Source organism: Cellulomonas sp. KRMCY2, from assembly GCF_000526515.1.
Classification (GTDB): domain Bacteria; phylum Actinomycetota; class Actinomycetes; order Actinomycetales; family Cellulomonadaceae; genus Actinotalea.
In genome coordinates this window covers 4,298,423-4,312,893 of sequence record NZ_JAGF01000001.1, presented here as the reverse complement: position 1 = coordinate 4,312,893, position 14,471 = coordinate 4,298,423, and the positions used below count along the sequence as shown (strand labels likewise).

10 protein-coding genes are annotated in these 14,471 nt (G+C 73.0%); all 10 read left to right on the top strand.

The window, feature by feature from the left end; translation table 11 throughout:
- The first annotated feature begins 242 nt into the window (after positions 1-242).
- The 10 genes from ileS to smc all read left to right on the top strand — a co-directional run bounded on the left by ileS (position 243) and on the right by smc (position 14,391).
- Positions 243-3,545 carry an isoleucine--tRNA ligase gene (gene ileS / locus K415_RS0120275; protein WP_024288853.1) on the top strand — a complete coding sequence of 1,101 codons (3,303 nt, stop codon included), beginning with the start codon at positions 243-245 and terminating at the stop codon, positions 3,543-3,545.
- Positions 3,542-4,927: a folylpolyglutamate synthase/dihydrofolate synthase family protein gene (locus K415_RS0120270; protein WP_024288852.1), complete on the top strand. Its 1,386-nt coding sequence runs from the start codon at positions 3,542-3,544 to the stop codon at positions 4,925-4,927. Before ileS ends, K415_RS0120270 begins: the two co-directional genes overlap by 4 nt.
- A 123-nt stretch (positions 4,928-5,050) precedes the next feature.
- Entirely contained in the window at positions 5,051-6,046 is a 996-nt protein-coding gene (gene dhaK / locus K415_RS0120265; RefSeq protein ID WP_024288851.1) for a dihydroxyacetone kinase subunit DhaK, read from the top strand.
- 11 nt (positions 6,047-6,057) lie between these two features.
- Positions 6,058-6,720 carry a dihydroxyacetone kinase subunit DhaL gene (gene dhaL, locus K415_RS0120260; protein WP_024288850.1) on the top strand — a complete coding sequence of 221 codons (663 nt, stop codon included), beginning with the start codon at positions 6,058-6,060 and terminating at the stop codon, positions 6,718-6,720.
- Entirely contained in the window at positions 6,720-7,484 is a 765-nt protein-coding gene (locus K415_RS0120255) for an HPr family phosphocarrier protein (RefSeq protein WP_024288849.1), read from the top strand. Before dhaL ends, K415_RS0120255 begins: the two co-directional genes overlap by 1 nt.
- A gap of 53 nt (positions 7,485-7,537) precedes the next feature.
- Positions 7,538-8,155: a TetR/AcrR family transcriptional regulator gene (locus K415_RS0120250; protein WP_155859538.1), complete on the top strand. Its 618-nt coding sequence runs from the start codon at positions 7,538-7,540 to the stop codon at positions 8,153-8,155.
- Between the two features lie 82 nt (positions 8,156-8,237).
- Positions 8,238-9,929 (top strand): MDR family MFS transporter, encoded by a 1,692-nt coding sequence (locus K415_RS0120245; RefSeq protein ID WP_024288847.1) that lies wholly within the window; start codon positions 8,238-8,240, stop codon positions 9,927-9,929.
- A 19-nt stretch (positions 9,930-9,948) separates the two neighbouring features.
- Positions 9,949-10,323, top strand: coding sequence for a DUF4233 domain-containing protein (locus tag K415_RS0120240; RefSeq protein ID WP_034663749.1), 375 nt, complete (start codon positions 9,949-9,951; stop codon positions 10,321-10,323).
- Positions 10,324-10,343: 20 nt separating this feature from the next.
- Positions 10,344-10,775, top strand: coding sequence for a nucleoside-diphosphate kinase (ndk, locus tag K415_RS0120235; protein ID WP_024288845.1), 432 nt, complete (start codon positions 10,344-10,346; stop codon positions 10,773-10,775).
- Between the two features lie 46 nt (positions 10,776-10,821).
- Complete coding sequence (smc, locus tag K415_RS0120230; protein ID WP_024288844.1) at positions 10,822-14,391, top strand: chromosome segregation protein SMC; 3,570 nt, start codon at positions 10,822-10,824, stop codon at positions 14,389-14,391.
- Positions 14,392-14,471: the final 80 nt, after the last annotated feature.

The following is a 14,471-nucleotide window of genomic DNA, read 5'->3' as shown; positions in this document are numbered from 1 at the left end:
CTCCGGAAGAACCGGGCGCGGTCCCCGCACGGGACGGCGTCCGCAGTAGAACCGGACGGGTGGGCCCGTCACAGCCTCGACGAGCGGTCCCGCCCTGTCGTCCCCGGTCTCCGGGGCCGACGAGTCGGGGCAAGCGAGGTGGCACCGCGGTGGGCACGGCGTCCGATGACGCCGGACCGTCGTCCTCGCACGATGTGGCAGCACGACGACCAGCCAGCACCGTGACGTACAGGAGCACCTCGATGGCCTACCCGATGCACCGGCCCGCGCGCGACGACGGCCCCGCCGTCCCCGCCTCACCCCACCTGCCGGCGATGGAGCGGGACGTGCTGTCCTACTGGCACGCCGACGGGACCTTCCAGGCGTCCATCGACCAGCGTCCGGCGGGGGAGCAGGGTGCCAACGAGTTCGTCTTCTACGACGGCCCGCCCTTCGCCAACGGCCTGCCGCACTACGGGCACCTGCTGACCGGCTACGCCAAGGACGTCGTCGGGCGGTACCAGACCCAGCGGGGGCGCCGGGTCGAGCGCCGCTTCGGCTGGGACACCCACGGTCTGCCGGCCGAGCTCGAGGCCGAGCGCGTGCTGGGGATCACGGACAAGGCCCAGATCGACGAGATGGGCATCGCCGCGTTCAACGAGGTGTGCCGCACGTCGGTGCTGCGCTACACCGACGAGTGGCAGGAGTACGTGACGCGCCAGGCCCGCTGGGTCGACTTCGACAACGACTACAAGACCCTCGACCTGACGTACATGGAGTCGGTCGTCTGGGCCTTCAAGCAGCTCCACGACAAGGGTCTGGTCTACGAGGGCTACCGCGTCCTGCCCTACTGCTGGCGCGACGAGACCCCGCTGTCGAACCACGAGCTGCGGATGGACGACGACGTCTACGCCAACCGTCAGGACCCGGCCCTGACCGTCGGCGTCCGCCTGGAGACCGGCGAGCTCGCGCTCCTGTGGACCACGACGCCGTGGACCCTGCCGTCGAACCTCGCGCTCGCCGTCGGGCCCGAGATCGAGTACGTCTCGGTCGTCCCGGGGCCGGGATCCGCGTTCGCCGACGAGGTCGTCCTGCTGGCCGCATCCCGGCTCGCCTCCTACGCGCGCGAGCTCGGCGAGGATGCGCGCGAGGTCGGCCGGGTGACCGGTGCCGAGCTCGCCGGTCGGCGCTACACCCCGCCGTTCGGCTACTTCGAGGGTCACCCCAACGCCCACCAGGTGCTCGTCGCCGACTTCGTGAGCACCGAGGACGGCACCGGCCTCGTGCACCTCGCGCCGGCCTTCGGCGAGGACGACATGGCCGTGTGCGACGCCGCGGGCATCACCCCGGTCGTGCCGGTCGACAGCAAGGGCCGGTTCACCGTCGAGGTCCGCGACTACGCGGGTCAGCTGGTCTTCGACGCCAACGCTCCGATCATCGCCGACCTCAAGGCCGGCACCGGACCGCTCGCCGATGTGGCGCAGCCGCAGCGTGCCGTCGTCGTGCGGCACGAGACGTACGACCACTCCTACCCGCACTGCTGGCGCTGCCGGAACCCGTTGATCTACAAGGCGGTCTCGAGCTGGTTCGTCCGCGTCACCGCGTTCCGCGACCGGATGGTCGAGCTCAACGAGCAGATCACCTGGGTGCCCGACCACATCCGCGACGGCCAGTTCGGCAAATGGCTGGCCGGAGCCCGCGACTGGTCGATCTCCCGCAACCGCTACTGGGGCACGCCCATCCCGGTCTGGGAGAGCGACGACCCGGCCTACCCCCGGATCGACGTGTACGGCTCGGTCGCCGACCTCGAGGCCGACTTCGGGGTGCCCGTCACCGACCTGCACCGGCCGTTCATCGACGAGCTGACCAGGCCGAACCCGGACGACCCGACCGGCCGCTCGACGATGCGGCGGATCCCGGACGTGCTCGACGTGTGGTTCGACTCCGGGTCGATGCCCTATGCCCAGGTGCACTACCCGTTCGAGAGCTCCGACTGGTTCGAGAACCACTACCCGGGCGACTTCATCACCGAGTACATCGGGCAGACCCGCGGCTGGTTCTACACGCTGCACGTGCTCGCGACGGCACTGTTCGACCGGCCGGCCTTCCGGACGTCGGTCTCGCACGGCATCGTGCTCGGCTCGGACGGCCGCAAGATGAGCAAGTCGCTGCGCAACTACCCCGACGTCAACGAGGTGTTCGACCGCGACGGCTCGGATGCGATGCGCTGGTTCCTGATGGCCTCGCCGATCCTGCGCGGCGGCAACCTGGTCGTCACGGAGGAGGGCATCCGCAGCGAGGTGCGCCAGGTGCTGCTCCCGCTGTGGAGCACCTGGTACTTCTTCACGCTCTACGCCGGTGCGGCCGACGGCGGTGCCGGGCTCGTCGCCGAGCCGCTGCGGGCCGAGCAGGTCGCGGACCTACCCGTCATGGACCGGTACCTGCTGGCGCGTACCCGGGCGCTCGTCACGACGACGACGGCCCAGCTCGACGCCTACGACGTGCCCGGTGCGTGCGAGACCGTGCGGGTGCACCTCGACGTGCTCACCAACTGGTACGTGCGGACCGCGCGTCAGCGGTTCTGGGACGAGGACCCGGCGGCGTTCGCGACCCTCGCGACGGCGCTCGAGGTGCTCACCCGGGTGATGGCGCCGCTCGCGCCGCTGCTGACCGAGGAGGTCTGGCGCGGGCTCACCGGCGGGCGCAGCGTGCACCTGACCGACTGGCCGGTGCTCGTCGACGCCGAGGGCGCGCCGACCGCGCTCGGCCAGGTGCTCGTCGCCGACGACGCGCTGGTCGCAGCCGTCGACGAGGTCCGCGAGATCGTCTCGGTCGCCCTCGGGCTGCGCAAGGCCAACGGGCTGCGCGTGCGCCAGCCCCTGCGTGAGCTCGGGGTGGCGCTCAGCGACCCTGCGGCCGTCGAGCCGTACAGCGCGCTGATCGCGGCCGAGCTCAACGTCAAGCACCTGACTCTCGTCGACATCGCCGAGGTCGGGCCGGCGGAGCTCGGTGTGACCTCGCGCCTGGCGGTCAACGCCCGGGTGGCCGGACCGCGGCTCGGCCGAGGCGTCCAGGAGGTCATCCGCGCAGCGAAGGCGGGCGACTGGACGAGGCTGGACGACGTCGTGGTGGTGCAGACCGCCGCCGGCCCGGTGCCGCTCGAGCCCGCCGAGTACGAGCTGACGACAGTGGTGGCCGAGGGGGCCGGCGAGGACCAGGTGGCCGCTGTCCTGTCCGGCGGCGGGGTCGTGCTGCTGGACACCGGACTCGACGACGCCCTGGTCGCCGAGGGCTACGCGCGGGATGTCGTCCGGGTGGTCCAGGACGAGCGCAAGGCCGCCGGTCTTCAGGTCTCCGACCGGATCCGGCTCACGCTGACGGTGCCGGTCGAGCAGGTCGCCGCGGTCGAGGCGCACCAGGAGATGATCGGTCGCGAGACCCTCGCGACCACGGTCGTGGTCGAGGCGGGTGCGGTGGCCGACGGCGTCGTCGCGGTCGCTCGCGTCGACCTCGCCGTCCCGGACGAGGGGTCGGACGAGGGAGCAGCCGAGGGAGCAGAGTCATGAGCGGTTCGGGTACTGACGCGTCCGGCCCGGGTCGGACGGAGGCTGAGGCCGCCCTGCGTGAGGTCTACGCCGGCATCCTCGACCGCGCGCCCGAGCACGACTTCGATCCCACCCTCGACCGGGTGCGCGACGTGTGCGACCTGCTCGGCGAGCCGCAGCACGCGTACCGCGTCGTGCACGTCACCGGCACGAACGGCAAGACGTCGACCAGCCGGATGATCGAGCGGCTGCTGCGCGAGCACGGTCTGCGCACCGGCCGGTTCACCAGTCCGCACCTGACCAGCGTGACCGAGCGGATCGCGATCGACGGCGAGCCGGTCAGCGCCGAGCGGTTCGTCGAGCTGTGGCAGGACGTCGCGCCGTACGTGCACCTGGTCGACCAGCGCTCGCTGGCCGCCGGCGGGCCGCGACTGAGCTTCTTCGAGGTGCTGACGGTGATGGCGTTCGCGGCCTTCGCCGACGCTCCCGTCGATGTGGCCGTCGTGGAGGTCGGGCTCGGCGGCACCTGGGACGCGACCAACGTCGTGCTGCCCGATGTCGCGGTGATCACCCCGATCTCGCACGACCACGAGAAGTGGCTCGGGCACGAGCTGGTCGACATCGCGGGGGAGAAGGCCGGGATCATCAAGGACGGCACGACTGTCGTGATCGCCCAGCAGCGCGAGGAGGTCGACGGCGTGCTGCTCACCGCGGCCGCGACCCACGGTGCCCGCGTGCTGCGGCAGGGTGTCGACCTGGAGGTCGTCGAGCGTCAGCCCGGGGTAGGCGGACAGCTGCTCAGCCTGCGCACGACCGGCGGGCTGTACACCGAGGTCTTCCTCCCGCTGCTCGGGGCCCACCAGGCGCAGAACTCCCTGCTCGCCCTCGCGGCGACCGAGGCGCTGCTGCGCGACAGCGGAGCGCTCGCTGCGGATGCCGTCGAGCGGGGCTTCGCCGGGATGGACTCACCTGGCCGGCTCGAGGTGGTCCGGATGTCGCCGACCGTTCTGGTCGATGCCGCGCACAACCCCGCCGGGGCGCTCGCGCTCGCCGCCGGGATCGAGGAGGCGTTCACCTTCGACCGGCTGGTGGGCGTCGTCGGCATCCTGCAGGACAAGGACGCCGAGGCGATCCTCGGTGTGCTCGAGCCCGTCCTGGACGAGGTGGTGATCACGCGGTCGACGTCGGTGCGCGCGCACGACGTCGACGACCTGGCAGCGATCGCCGTCGAGGTCTTCGGCGAGGACCGGGTGCACGTCGTCGAGCGGCTGGACGCGGCGATCGCACGAGCGGTCGAGCTCAGCGAGGGCGGCACCGAGGGCACACCGACGGGGGCCGGCGTCCTGGTGACGGGCTCGGTGACGATGGCGGCCGAGGCGCGGATCCTGTTCGGCCGCGCCTGAACGGGGCGTCGTCCGTCCCCGCGCCCCGCGACGCGCCGCCGTCCCCTTGACGGCCGTGACGCGGCCCTCGGATGCTGGCCACGTCCGGCGATGCCGGACGTGGCGAACCGAGGGGTGCACGTCGTGAAGAAGCTGATCAACGATCCGTCCCGTGTCGTCGAGGAGTCCCTGCAGGGCTTCGGCTGGGCGCACGACGATCTCGTCGTGGTGCACACCGACCCGGCCTATGTGCTGCGGCTCGGCGGGACGGTGCCCGGCAAGGTGGGCCTGGTCAGCGGTGGTGGCAGCGGTCATGAGCCGCTGCACACCGGCTTCGTCGGGCTGGGGATGCTCGACGCGGCGGTGCCGGGAGCGGTGTTCACGTCGCCGACCCCGGACGCCATCGCCGCGGCGACCGCGGCGGTCGACAGCGGCGCGGGTGTGCTGCACATCGTGAAGAACTACACCGGCGACCTGCTCAACTTCGAGACCGGTACCGAGCTGGCAGAGGCCGACGGGACGATCGTGCGCACCGTCGTGGTCGACGACGACGTCGCGGTCGAGGACTCGTCGTTCACCGCGGGGCGACGGGGCGTGGCCGGGACCCTCGTCGTGGAGAAGATCGCCGGCGCGGCAGCCGAACGCGGCGACGACCTGGCGTCGGTCGCGGCGATCGCCGAGCGGGTCGTGGCGAACGTGCGCTCGATGGGCGCCGCCCTAGCCGCCGGCACCGTCCCGCATGCGGGCGTGCCGGGCTTCGACCTGACGGCCGACGAGATCGAGATCGGCATCGGCATCCACGGCGAGCCCGGTCGCCGTCGCATCCCGATGGCCCCGGCGGACCAGATCACCGAGCTGCTGACCACGCCGGTCCTGGACGACCTCGGTCCGCTCGGTGGCGAGCAGGTCCTGCTGCTCGTCAACGGGATGGGTGGGACCCCGGTCGCCGAGCTCTACATCGTCTACCGCAAGGCCCGGCACCTGATCGAGGCCCGCGGGGCACTGGTCGCACGTTCGCTGGTCGGCAGCTACGTGACCTCGCTGGAGATGCAGGGCGCATCGATCACGGTGCTGCGCCTCGATCCCGAGCTCATGGCGCTCTGGGACGCTCCGGTGCACACCGCGGCGCTGCGCTGGTGAGACCCCCGGAGATGGTGCGGGACGCGGCTCGTCACGGGGCGCTCGACGTCGCATGGGCGGAGCGCTGGGTGCGCCTGACGGCCGAGGTGGTCACCGAGCACCGCGCCGAGCTGATCGAGCTGGACCGGCAGATCGGTGACGGTGACCACGGCGAGAACATGGACCGGGGCTTCACGGCGGTGCTCGCGCGGCTGGACGAGCTCGCCGAGCCGCGCGCGCAGGTCGGCGATGTGCTCAGGCTCGTCGCGACGACCCTGATGTCCACGGTCGGGGGCGCGGCGGGCCCGCTGTACGGCACGGCGTACCTGCGCGCCGCGAAGGTGACCGGCCTGCCGGCGCTCGACCCGGCCGCCGTCGTCGCCATGATCGAAGCCGGCCTCGAGGGCATCGTGGCGAGGGGCAAGGCCGGCCCCGGCGAGAAGACGATGGTCGACGCCTGGACGCCGGCCGCGACGGCGGCACAGCGGGCTGCCGGGGCCGGGTGCACCGCGCAGGAGGTCCTCGCGGCCGCTGCCACCGCTGCGGAGCTCGGCGCCGTCGCCACCGACCCGATGGTCGCCACCAAGGGACGTGCGAGCTACCTCGGTGAGCGGAGCGCCGGCCATCGCGACCCGGGTGCGGCCTCGTCGGCACTCGTGCTGCGAGCGGCAGCGGACGCCGCGGTGGCCGTGTGATGGCGCACGTGGCGCTCGTGCTCGTCTCGCACTCGGCCGCGGCCGCTGAGGGGGCCGCGGAGATCGCGAGCCAGATGGCGCCCGACGTCACGATCCTGCCCGCGGGCGGCACGGCGGAGGGCATCGGCACCAGCATCGACCGGGTCGGCGCAGCGATCGTGACCGCGCTGGCCGTGACGGCCGACGCGGGCGACCCGGGCGGCGGTGTGGTCGTGCTCACCGACCTCGGCTCGGCCGTGCTGACCGCGGAGGCCGTCGTGGAGCTTCTCGACGCGCAGGAGGCCGCGCGTGTGCGGGTACCTGACGCGCCGCTGATCGAGGGAGCGGTGGCCGCCGCCGTCACGGCGCAGCAGGGCGGCGACCTCGTGGCGGTCGAGGCGTCCGCTGTCGCCGCGGGTGCCCGGCACCCGCTCGTGGCCGGGTTCGCCGACGTCGCCCGGGGTGACGTGGCGCCGGACGGGGGACCGGGAACGGCGCCCGACGGTAGGCCGGGTGCGGTGCCGTACGGCGCGCTGACAGCCGTCGTGGTGGTGCGGAACCCGCTCGGGCTGCATGCCCGGCCGGCGGCTGTGCTCGCGCGGGCGGTGGCCGACTCCGGGGCGACGGTGCGGGTGGACGGGGTGGACGGGACGAGCGTCCTGCAGCTGATGCGCCTGGGTGCCGTCGGGGGCCGCGCGCTGACCGTCGTGGCGTCCGGTCCGGGGGCCCGGGCCGCGCTCGACGCCGTCGTCGCGCTGGTCGACGGCGGATTCGGCGAGGCGTAGTTCACCCTCATTACACTGGATGCATAATTACAGCTGGTGTAAAGTTACCTCCCGTGCAGGAAACTTTGGACCAGGTTGAGCCGATCGGGCTGCGTGAGCGCAAGAAGCGCGCTCGCCGCGTGGCGCTCATCGATGCCGCGCACGCCCTGGTCGAGCAGCACGGCCTCGACGCCGTGACGGTCGAGGGCATCTGCGGTGCGGCCGGTGTGTCGACCCGCACCTTCTTCAACTACTTCGAGTCCAAGGACGACGCCGTGCTCGGCATCGAGCCGTTGGTCCTCGACGGGCAGGTCGCAGGCGTGTTCGCCGCCGGCGGGCCCACCGGGCGGCTCGGCGCCGACCTCGAGGTGCTGGTCACCCGACTGGTCGACCGGCCGGGTATCGGCCGGGACCGGATCGCCTGCGCGATGGGGCTGGCCAGGCGCGAGCCGAGGCTGCTCGGCAGGCAGGTCGTCGCCTTCGAGCGACACCACAGCGAGATCGCCGGGCTGCTCGCGCGCCGCCTCGGGCTCGACGCCACGGCGGCGCGGATCGAGCTGCTCACCCTGCTCGTGATGTCCGTGACCCGTGCGTCCTACGTGCAGTGGGACGCCGGCGATCAGCAGGGCGAGGTGCGCGACGCCGTCCCGGTCGTCCTCCGCGAGCTGCGTGAGCTGCTGCGGGACGACTGACCGGCACCCGCTGCCCGACCATCTCCGCTGTCCTTCTCGGACAGCCTCGAACCACCGAACGCACCGACCGAAGAGGACTCCGATGACTTCTGCACCCCCCGCGCCGTACGAGGCGCCGCCGATCGACAAGCCCCTGATCGTGCTCACCCCGCGCACGGTCTGGATCATCTTCGGTGCGCTCATGGCGAGCATGTTCCTGTCGTCGCTCGACCAGTCGATCCTCGGCACCGCGATGCCGACGATCGTCGGTGAGCTCGACGGCGTCGAGCACCAGGGCTGGCTGATGACCGCCTACATCCTGGCGATCGCGATCGTGATGCCGCTGTACGGCAAGTTCGGCGACCTGTGGGGTCGCCGCTGGCCGTTCCTCGTCGCGATCGGGCTGTTCACCCTCGCGTCGATCGGCGGCGCGACGGCCCAGGACTTCGGCCACCTCGTGTTCTGGCGCGCCGTGCAGGGTCTGGGCGGCGGCGGTCTGATGATCCTGTCGCAGGCGATCATCGCCGACATCGTCTCGGCCAAGGACCGCGGCAAGTACATGGGGCCGATGGGCGCCCTGTTCGGCGTCGCCGCGGTCATCGGACCGCTGCTGGGCGGCTTCTTCACCGACCAGCTCACGTGGCGCTGGGCGTTCTGGATCAACGTGCCGATCGGCATCGGCGCGTTCACCGTCGCGTGGTTCGCACTGCGCCTGCCGAGCCATCGCTCCGGCCGCAAGCTCGACGTGATGGGCATCGTCCTGATGGTCATCGCGACCTCCGGCCTCGTCCTGACCACGAGCTGGCGGAGCGTGTCCGGCGACGCCGGCTACGACTGGTCCGACCCGCGCCTGGCCGGTCTGGTGCTCGCGACCCTCCTTGCCGCCGTCGGGTTCGTCCTGGTCGAGCGGCAGGCGGAGGAGCCGCTGCTGCCGCTGCACCTGTTCCGCAACCCGACCTTCGCGATCGCGACCGCCGTCGGTCTGATCATCGGGATGGGCATGTTCGCCGCCCTGACCTTCCTGCCGACCTTCCTGCAGATGGCCACGGGAGCCGGCGTCACCGAGTCCGGCTTCCTCATGCTGCCGATGATGGCCGGTGTCATGCTCACCGCGATCCTGTCCGGCTTCGCGATCTCCAAGACCGGTCGCTACCGGGTCTACCCGATCGCCGGCATGGGGCTCGCGACCCTCGGGCTGATCTGGCTGACCCGGCTCACCGGGGACATCTCGATGCTCCTGTTCGGCACCATGATCTTCGTGCTCGGTGCCGGGCTCGGGCTCGTGATGCAGACGATCGTGCTCGCGGTGCAGAACTCGGTCGACCCGCACGAGCTCGGCACGGCGACGAGCGCGAACAACTTCTTCCGCGAGATCGGTGCCGCGGTCGGCGTCGCGCTCTTCTCCACGATCTTCACCGGACGTCTGACCGACCGCCTCGAGCCGCTGTTCGCCGGGGCGCCCGCCGCCGCGGCCGGGGACGGCGCGTCCTCGCTCACGCCCGCACTGGTCCAGCAGCTCCCGGACCAGCTCAGGCTCGGGGTCGTCGACGCGTTCGCCGACGCCCTCGCCCCGGCGTTCTGGTACCTGGTCCCGCTGGTCGCCGTCGGCTTCGTCCTGACGTTGTTCCTCCGCGAGGTCAAGCTCTCGGACATGGCCGGCATGGTGGCGCGCGGCGAGGCCCTCGCCGCTCCCGCGCACGGGCACGGTCCGGACCCTGCCGACCAGGTGTTGGTCGCAGCTGCCTCGTCGTCAGCAGCGCAGGGGAGCGCCCGGCCCGACGGGCGTGCCGAGTGACCTCGGTAGCCTGGGCGGCATGAGCCCCGCGCCGCCCCGATCGACGAAGCGCCAGTTCGCGGCGACGATCCTGGTCCTGGAGGCCTTCGTCGCCCTGTTCGCGGCGCTCGTCGCCTTCGGGCTGCGCGCTGCACCCTCGCCGGTGGTCTGGGGTGTCGGCGGCTCGCTCGCCGTCGCCCTGGTGCTCGTCGCCGGCATGCTGCGCGGGCCCGGCGGCTACGTCGCCGGGTCGGCGCTGCAGGTGCCGGTCCTGGCCGCCGGGGCCGTGGTGCCGCTGATGCTCGTCGTCGGCGGGGTGTTCGCGGTGCTGTGGGTGGTGGCCCTGCGGCTCGGCGGTCGGATCGACAACGAGCGGCTCGAGCGGGAGCGACCGGCGGACGCGACGGTCGTGTGACGGCCGATAGGGTGGCGGCCATGAACGCGCCCGCCGTCGAACGCACCCTGGTCCTGGTCAAGCCCGATGCCGTCCGCCGCGGTCTGGTGGGGGAGGTCCTGCGCCGGATCGAGGCCAAGGGATACGCCTTGGTCGCCGCCGAGCTGCGGACCGCCGACACCGCCCTGCTGCACGACCACTACGCCGAGCACGCGGGCAAGCCGTTCTTCGGCCCGCTGGTCGAGTTCATGAGCTCCGGCCCGGTGCTCGCCGTCGTCGTGCAGGGCGAACGCGTCATCGAGGGCTTCCGGTCCCTGGCCGGCAGCACCGACCCGACCACGGCGGCACCCGGCACGATCCGCGGCGACCTCGGTCGCGACTGGGGCCGTGCGGTGACCGAGAACCTGGTGCACGGCTCGGACGCGGCCGGTTCGGCGGAGCGCGAGATCGGGCTGTGGTTCCCGGCCCTGTGACGCAGCCTCCACCGCCCACGCCGCATGACCTCCTAGGCTCCTAGCTGTGCACCTCAAGACGCTGACCCTGCGTGGGTTCAAGTCGTTCGCCTCGGCGACGACCCTGAACTTCGAACCCGGTGTCACCTGCGTCGTCGGGCCCAACGGGTCGGGCAAGTCCAACGTCGTCGACGCCCTCGCCTGGGTGATGGGCGAGCAGGGGGCCAAGTCGCTGCGCGGCGGCAAGATGGAGGACGTCATCTTCGCCGGCACCGCCGGCCGCCCCCCGCTGGGCCGGGCCGAGGTCAGCCTGACGATCGACAACGTCGACGGCGCGCTGCCGATCGACTACTCCGAGGTCACGATCTCCCGGACGCTGTTCCGCAGCGGTGGTTCGGAGTACGCCATCAACGGCGCACCGTGCCGGCTGCTGGACATCCAGGACCTCTTGTCGGACTCGGGCCTCGGCCGAGAGATGCACGTCATCGTCGGGCAGGGGCAGCTCGACGCCGTCCTGCGCGCCACGCCCGAGGAGCGTCGGGGCTTCATCGAGGAGGCGGCCGGCGTCCTCAAGCACCGCAAGCGCAAGGAGAAGGCACTCCGCAAGCTCGACTCGATGCAGGCGAACCTGACCAGGCTGAACGACCTGACCAGCGAGATCCGCCGCCAGCTCGGGCCGCTCGGCCGGCAGGCCGAGGTGGCCCGCCGGGCCCAGACCGTCCAGGCCGACCTGCGCGATGCCAAGGCGCGCCTGCTCGCGGACGACCTCGCCCAGCTCACCGCAACCCTCGAGCAGGAGATCGCCGACGAGACAGCCCTGCGCGACCGGCGCGCGGAGGTCGACGCCGCGCTGACCGCGGCGCGCAGCCGGCTGGCCTCCCTCGAGGCGGCCGCCGCTGCGGCCGCCCCCGAGCTGTCCGAGGCGAGCGAGGTCTGGTACCGCCTCTCCTCCGCGCGCGAACGGTTGCGCGGGACGGCGACGCTCGCCGGTGAGCGGTTGCGGCTGCTCGGGTCGGCCGATCAGGACGCCGAGCAGTCCGGCCGTGATCCCGAGGACCTCGAGGCCCAGGCACAGCGCGCCCGCGCGGCCGAGGCCGAGCTGAGCGCCGAGGTCGACCTCGCCCGGATCGCGGTCGAGGCCGCCGTCGTCGCCCGGCAGCAGCTCGAGGAGCAGGCGCACGGCGCCGAGCGTCACCTCGCGACGCTCCAGCGGGCCGTCGCCGACCGGCGGGAGGGCCTGGCGCGCCTCGCCGGGCAGGTCGCGGCCCGCCGTAGCCGGCTCGAGGCCACCGAGGCGGAGATCGGCCGCCTGCGTGAGTCGCTCGCGGCCGCGGAGCACCGCGGGCACGAGGCCACCGTGGAGTTCGCGGCCCTCGAGTCGAAGGTCGCGGGCGCCGAGGAGGGCGAGGAGGGACTCGATGCCGAGCACGAGGCCGCAGTCGAGGCCCTCGAGCAGGCGATCGCCACGCTGGCCGCCCTGCGCGAGGCCGAGCAGGCCGCTGACCGCGACCGCGCCACCTGGACGGCGCGCGTCGAGGCGCTGGAGATGAGCCTGGTCCGCAAGGACGGAGCCGGTGCCCTCCTGGCGGCGGACGACCTGCCCGGGACGCTCGGGTCGGTCGCCGCGCTGCTGAGCGTCCGGCCCGGCTACGAGGACGCCATCACCGCGGCGCTCGGGGCCGCAGCGGACGCCGTGGCCGTCGAGTCCGTCGACGTCGCCGTCGACGCCCTGCGCTGGCTGCGCTCGGACGACGCCGGACGAGCCACGCTGCTCATCGGGCCCGGTGGCCGGCCACCGGCGGGGATCGCCGACCTGCCGGACGGCGCGACCCCGGCGACGGACCTGGTCCAGGCCGCCCCGGCGGTCCGCGCGGCCGTGCAGGCGCTGCTGGCCGGCATCGTCGTCGTCGAGGACCTCGCCCGCGCGCGGGCCCTGGTCGCCGCGCGGCCGGAGCTCACCGCCGTGACCCGTGCCGGCGACCTGCTCGGTGCGGTCCATGCCTCAGGTGGTTCGGCGAGCGCTCCCGGGGCGCTCGAGCTGCAGGGCGCGCTCGACGACGCCCGGACCCGGGCGGCGGAGGCCGTCGCACGCGGCGAGCGCACGCGCTTCGAGCTCGCAGCGGCCCAGCGGGTCGAGGCCGAGGCGCGCGCCCGGCACGAGGCGACCCTCGAGCGTCTGCACGAGTCCGATGCCGCCCTGGCCGCCGTCGCCGAGCAGCTCGGTCACCTCGGGTCGGCGGCTCGGGCGGCGCGCGCCGAGGCCGAGCGGGCGCAGACGTCCCTCGCTGCCGCCGACCAGCGGCTCTCGACCGACCAGATCGAGCTCACCGAGCTCGCCGAGCGTCTCGCGCACGCGGAGGCCGACCCGGCCGAGTCCGACGAGCAGATCGAGGCGGCGGGCCTGGTCCGCGACGAGCAGGCTGCCCAGGCGGCCGCGGGTCGGGCCCGGGAGACCGAGGCGCGGCTGACCCTGCGCACGAGCGAGGAGCGGTCCCGGGCGCTGGCGGGACGCGCGCAGTCGCTCGAACGTGCTGCCGCCACCGAGCGTCAGGCCCGCGAGCGGGCAGCCGAGCGGGCCCGGCAGCGCGCCGAGCAGGCACGCCGGGCCGAGGCCGTCCGGGCGGGTGCCGCCGTGGCGCTGTCCGCCATCGAGGACTCGTTGCGCCGGGCGACGGAGGCACGTGAGGCAGCCGAGGCCGCCCGGTCCGAGCGTGACGGCCAGCTCGTCGTCGTGCGGGCCGAGGTCGGGCGATGGGCGGGGCAGCTCGCCGAGCTGACCGACGTGGCGCACCGCGACGAGGTCGCACGGGCGCAGCAGGCGCTGCGGGTCGAGCAGCTGCAGACCCGCGCGGTGGAGGACCTCGGCATCGACCCGCAGGTGCTCCTGGACGAGTTCGGTCCCGACCGACCGGTCCCCGTCGCGGCCCCGCCCGGTGCGGAGCCGGACCCGGACGCCGCCACCGACGTGCCGTACGTGCGGGCCGAGCAGGAGAAGCGGCTGCGCGCCGCCGAGCGGGCGCTGTCGCTGCTCGGCCGGGTCAACCCGCTCGCGCTCGAGGAGTTCGCAGCTCTCGAAGAGCGCCACACCTTCCTGTCGACCCAGCTCGCGGACCTGAAGCGGTCCCGTGCCGACCTCATGCAGATCGTGCGGGAGATCGACGAGCGGGTCGAGCAGGTCTTCACCGAGGCGTTCCACGACACCGCCGCCCAGTTCGACATCGTCTTCCCGCGGCTGTTCCCCGGCGGCGAGGGCAAGCTCGTCCTGACCGATCCGCAGAACATGCTCACCACGGGCATCGAGGTCGAGGCGCGCCCGGCGGGCAAGAAGGTCAAGCGGCTCTCGCTGCTGTCCGGCGGTGAGCGGTCACTGACGGCCGTCGCGCTGCTCGTCGCGATCTTCAAGGCGCGTCCGAGCCCGTTCTACGTGATGGACGAGGTCGAGGCGGCGCTCGACGACGTGAACCTGGGCCGCCTGCTGGAGATCTTCCGCGAGCTCCGCACGGACAGCCAGCTCATCGTGGTCACGCACCAGAAGCGCACCATGGAGATCGCCGACGCCCTGTACGGCGTGACCATGCGAGGTGACGGCGTGACCACGGTGATCAGTCAGCGCATGCGTGAGGACGCGCCTGCCTGACGCGTGTGGAGATCGTGTGGTGATCATGGGCGATCACCGCGGACGGTGTGACGGGTCCCGTGCACCGGGGTGTACTGGCC

Coding starts and splice junctions, on each gene's coding strand:
- K415_RS0120240 (WP_034663749.1), top strand. CDS start 9,949: ATGAGCCCCGCGCCGCCCCGATCGACGAAGCGCCAGTTCGCGGCGACG.
- K415_RS0120270 (WP_024288852.1), top strand. CDS start 3,542: ATGAGCGGTTCGGGTACTGACGCGTCCGGCCCGGGTCGGACGGAGGCT.
- ndk (WP_024288845.1), top strand. CDS start 10,344: ATGAACGCGCCCGCCGTCGAACGCACCCTGGTCCTGGTCAAGCCCGAT.
- K415_RS0120245 (WP_024288847.1), top strand. CDS start 8,238: ATGACTTCTGCACCCCCCGCGCCGTACGAGGCGCCGCCGATCGACAAG.
- ileS (WP_024288853.1), top strand. CDS start 243: ATGGCCTACCCGATGCACCGGCCCGCGCGCGACGACGGCCCCGCCGTC.
- K415_RS0120255 (WP_024288849.1), top strand. CDS start 6,720: ATGGCGCACGTGGCGCTCGTGCTCGTCTCGCACTCGGCCGCGGCCGCT.
- dhaL (WP_024288850.1), top strand. CDS start 6,058: ATGGTGCGGGACGCGGCTCGTCACGGGGCGCTCGACGTCGCATGGGCG.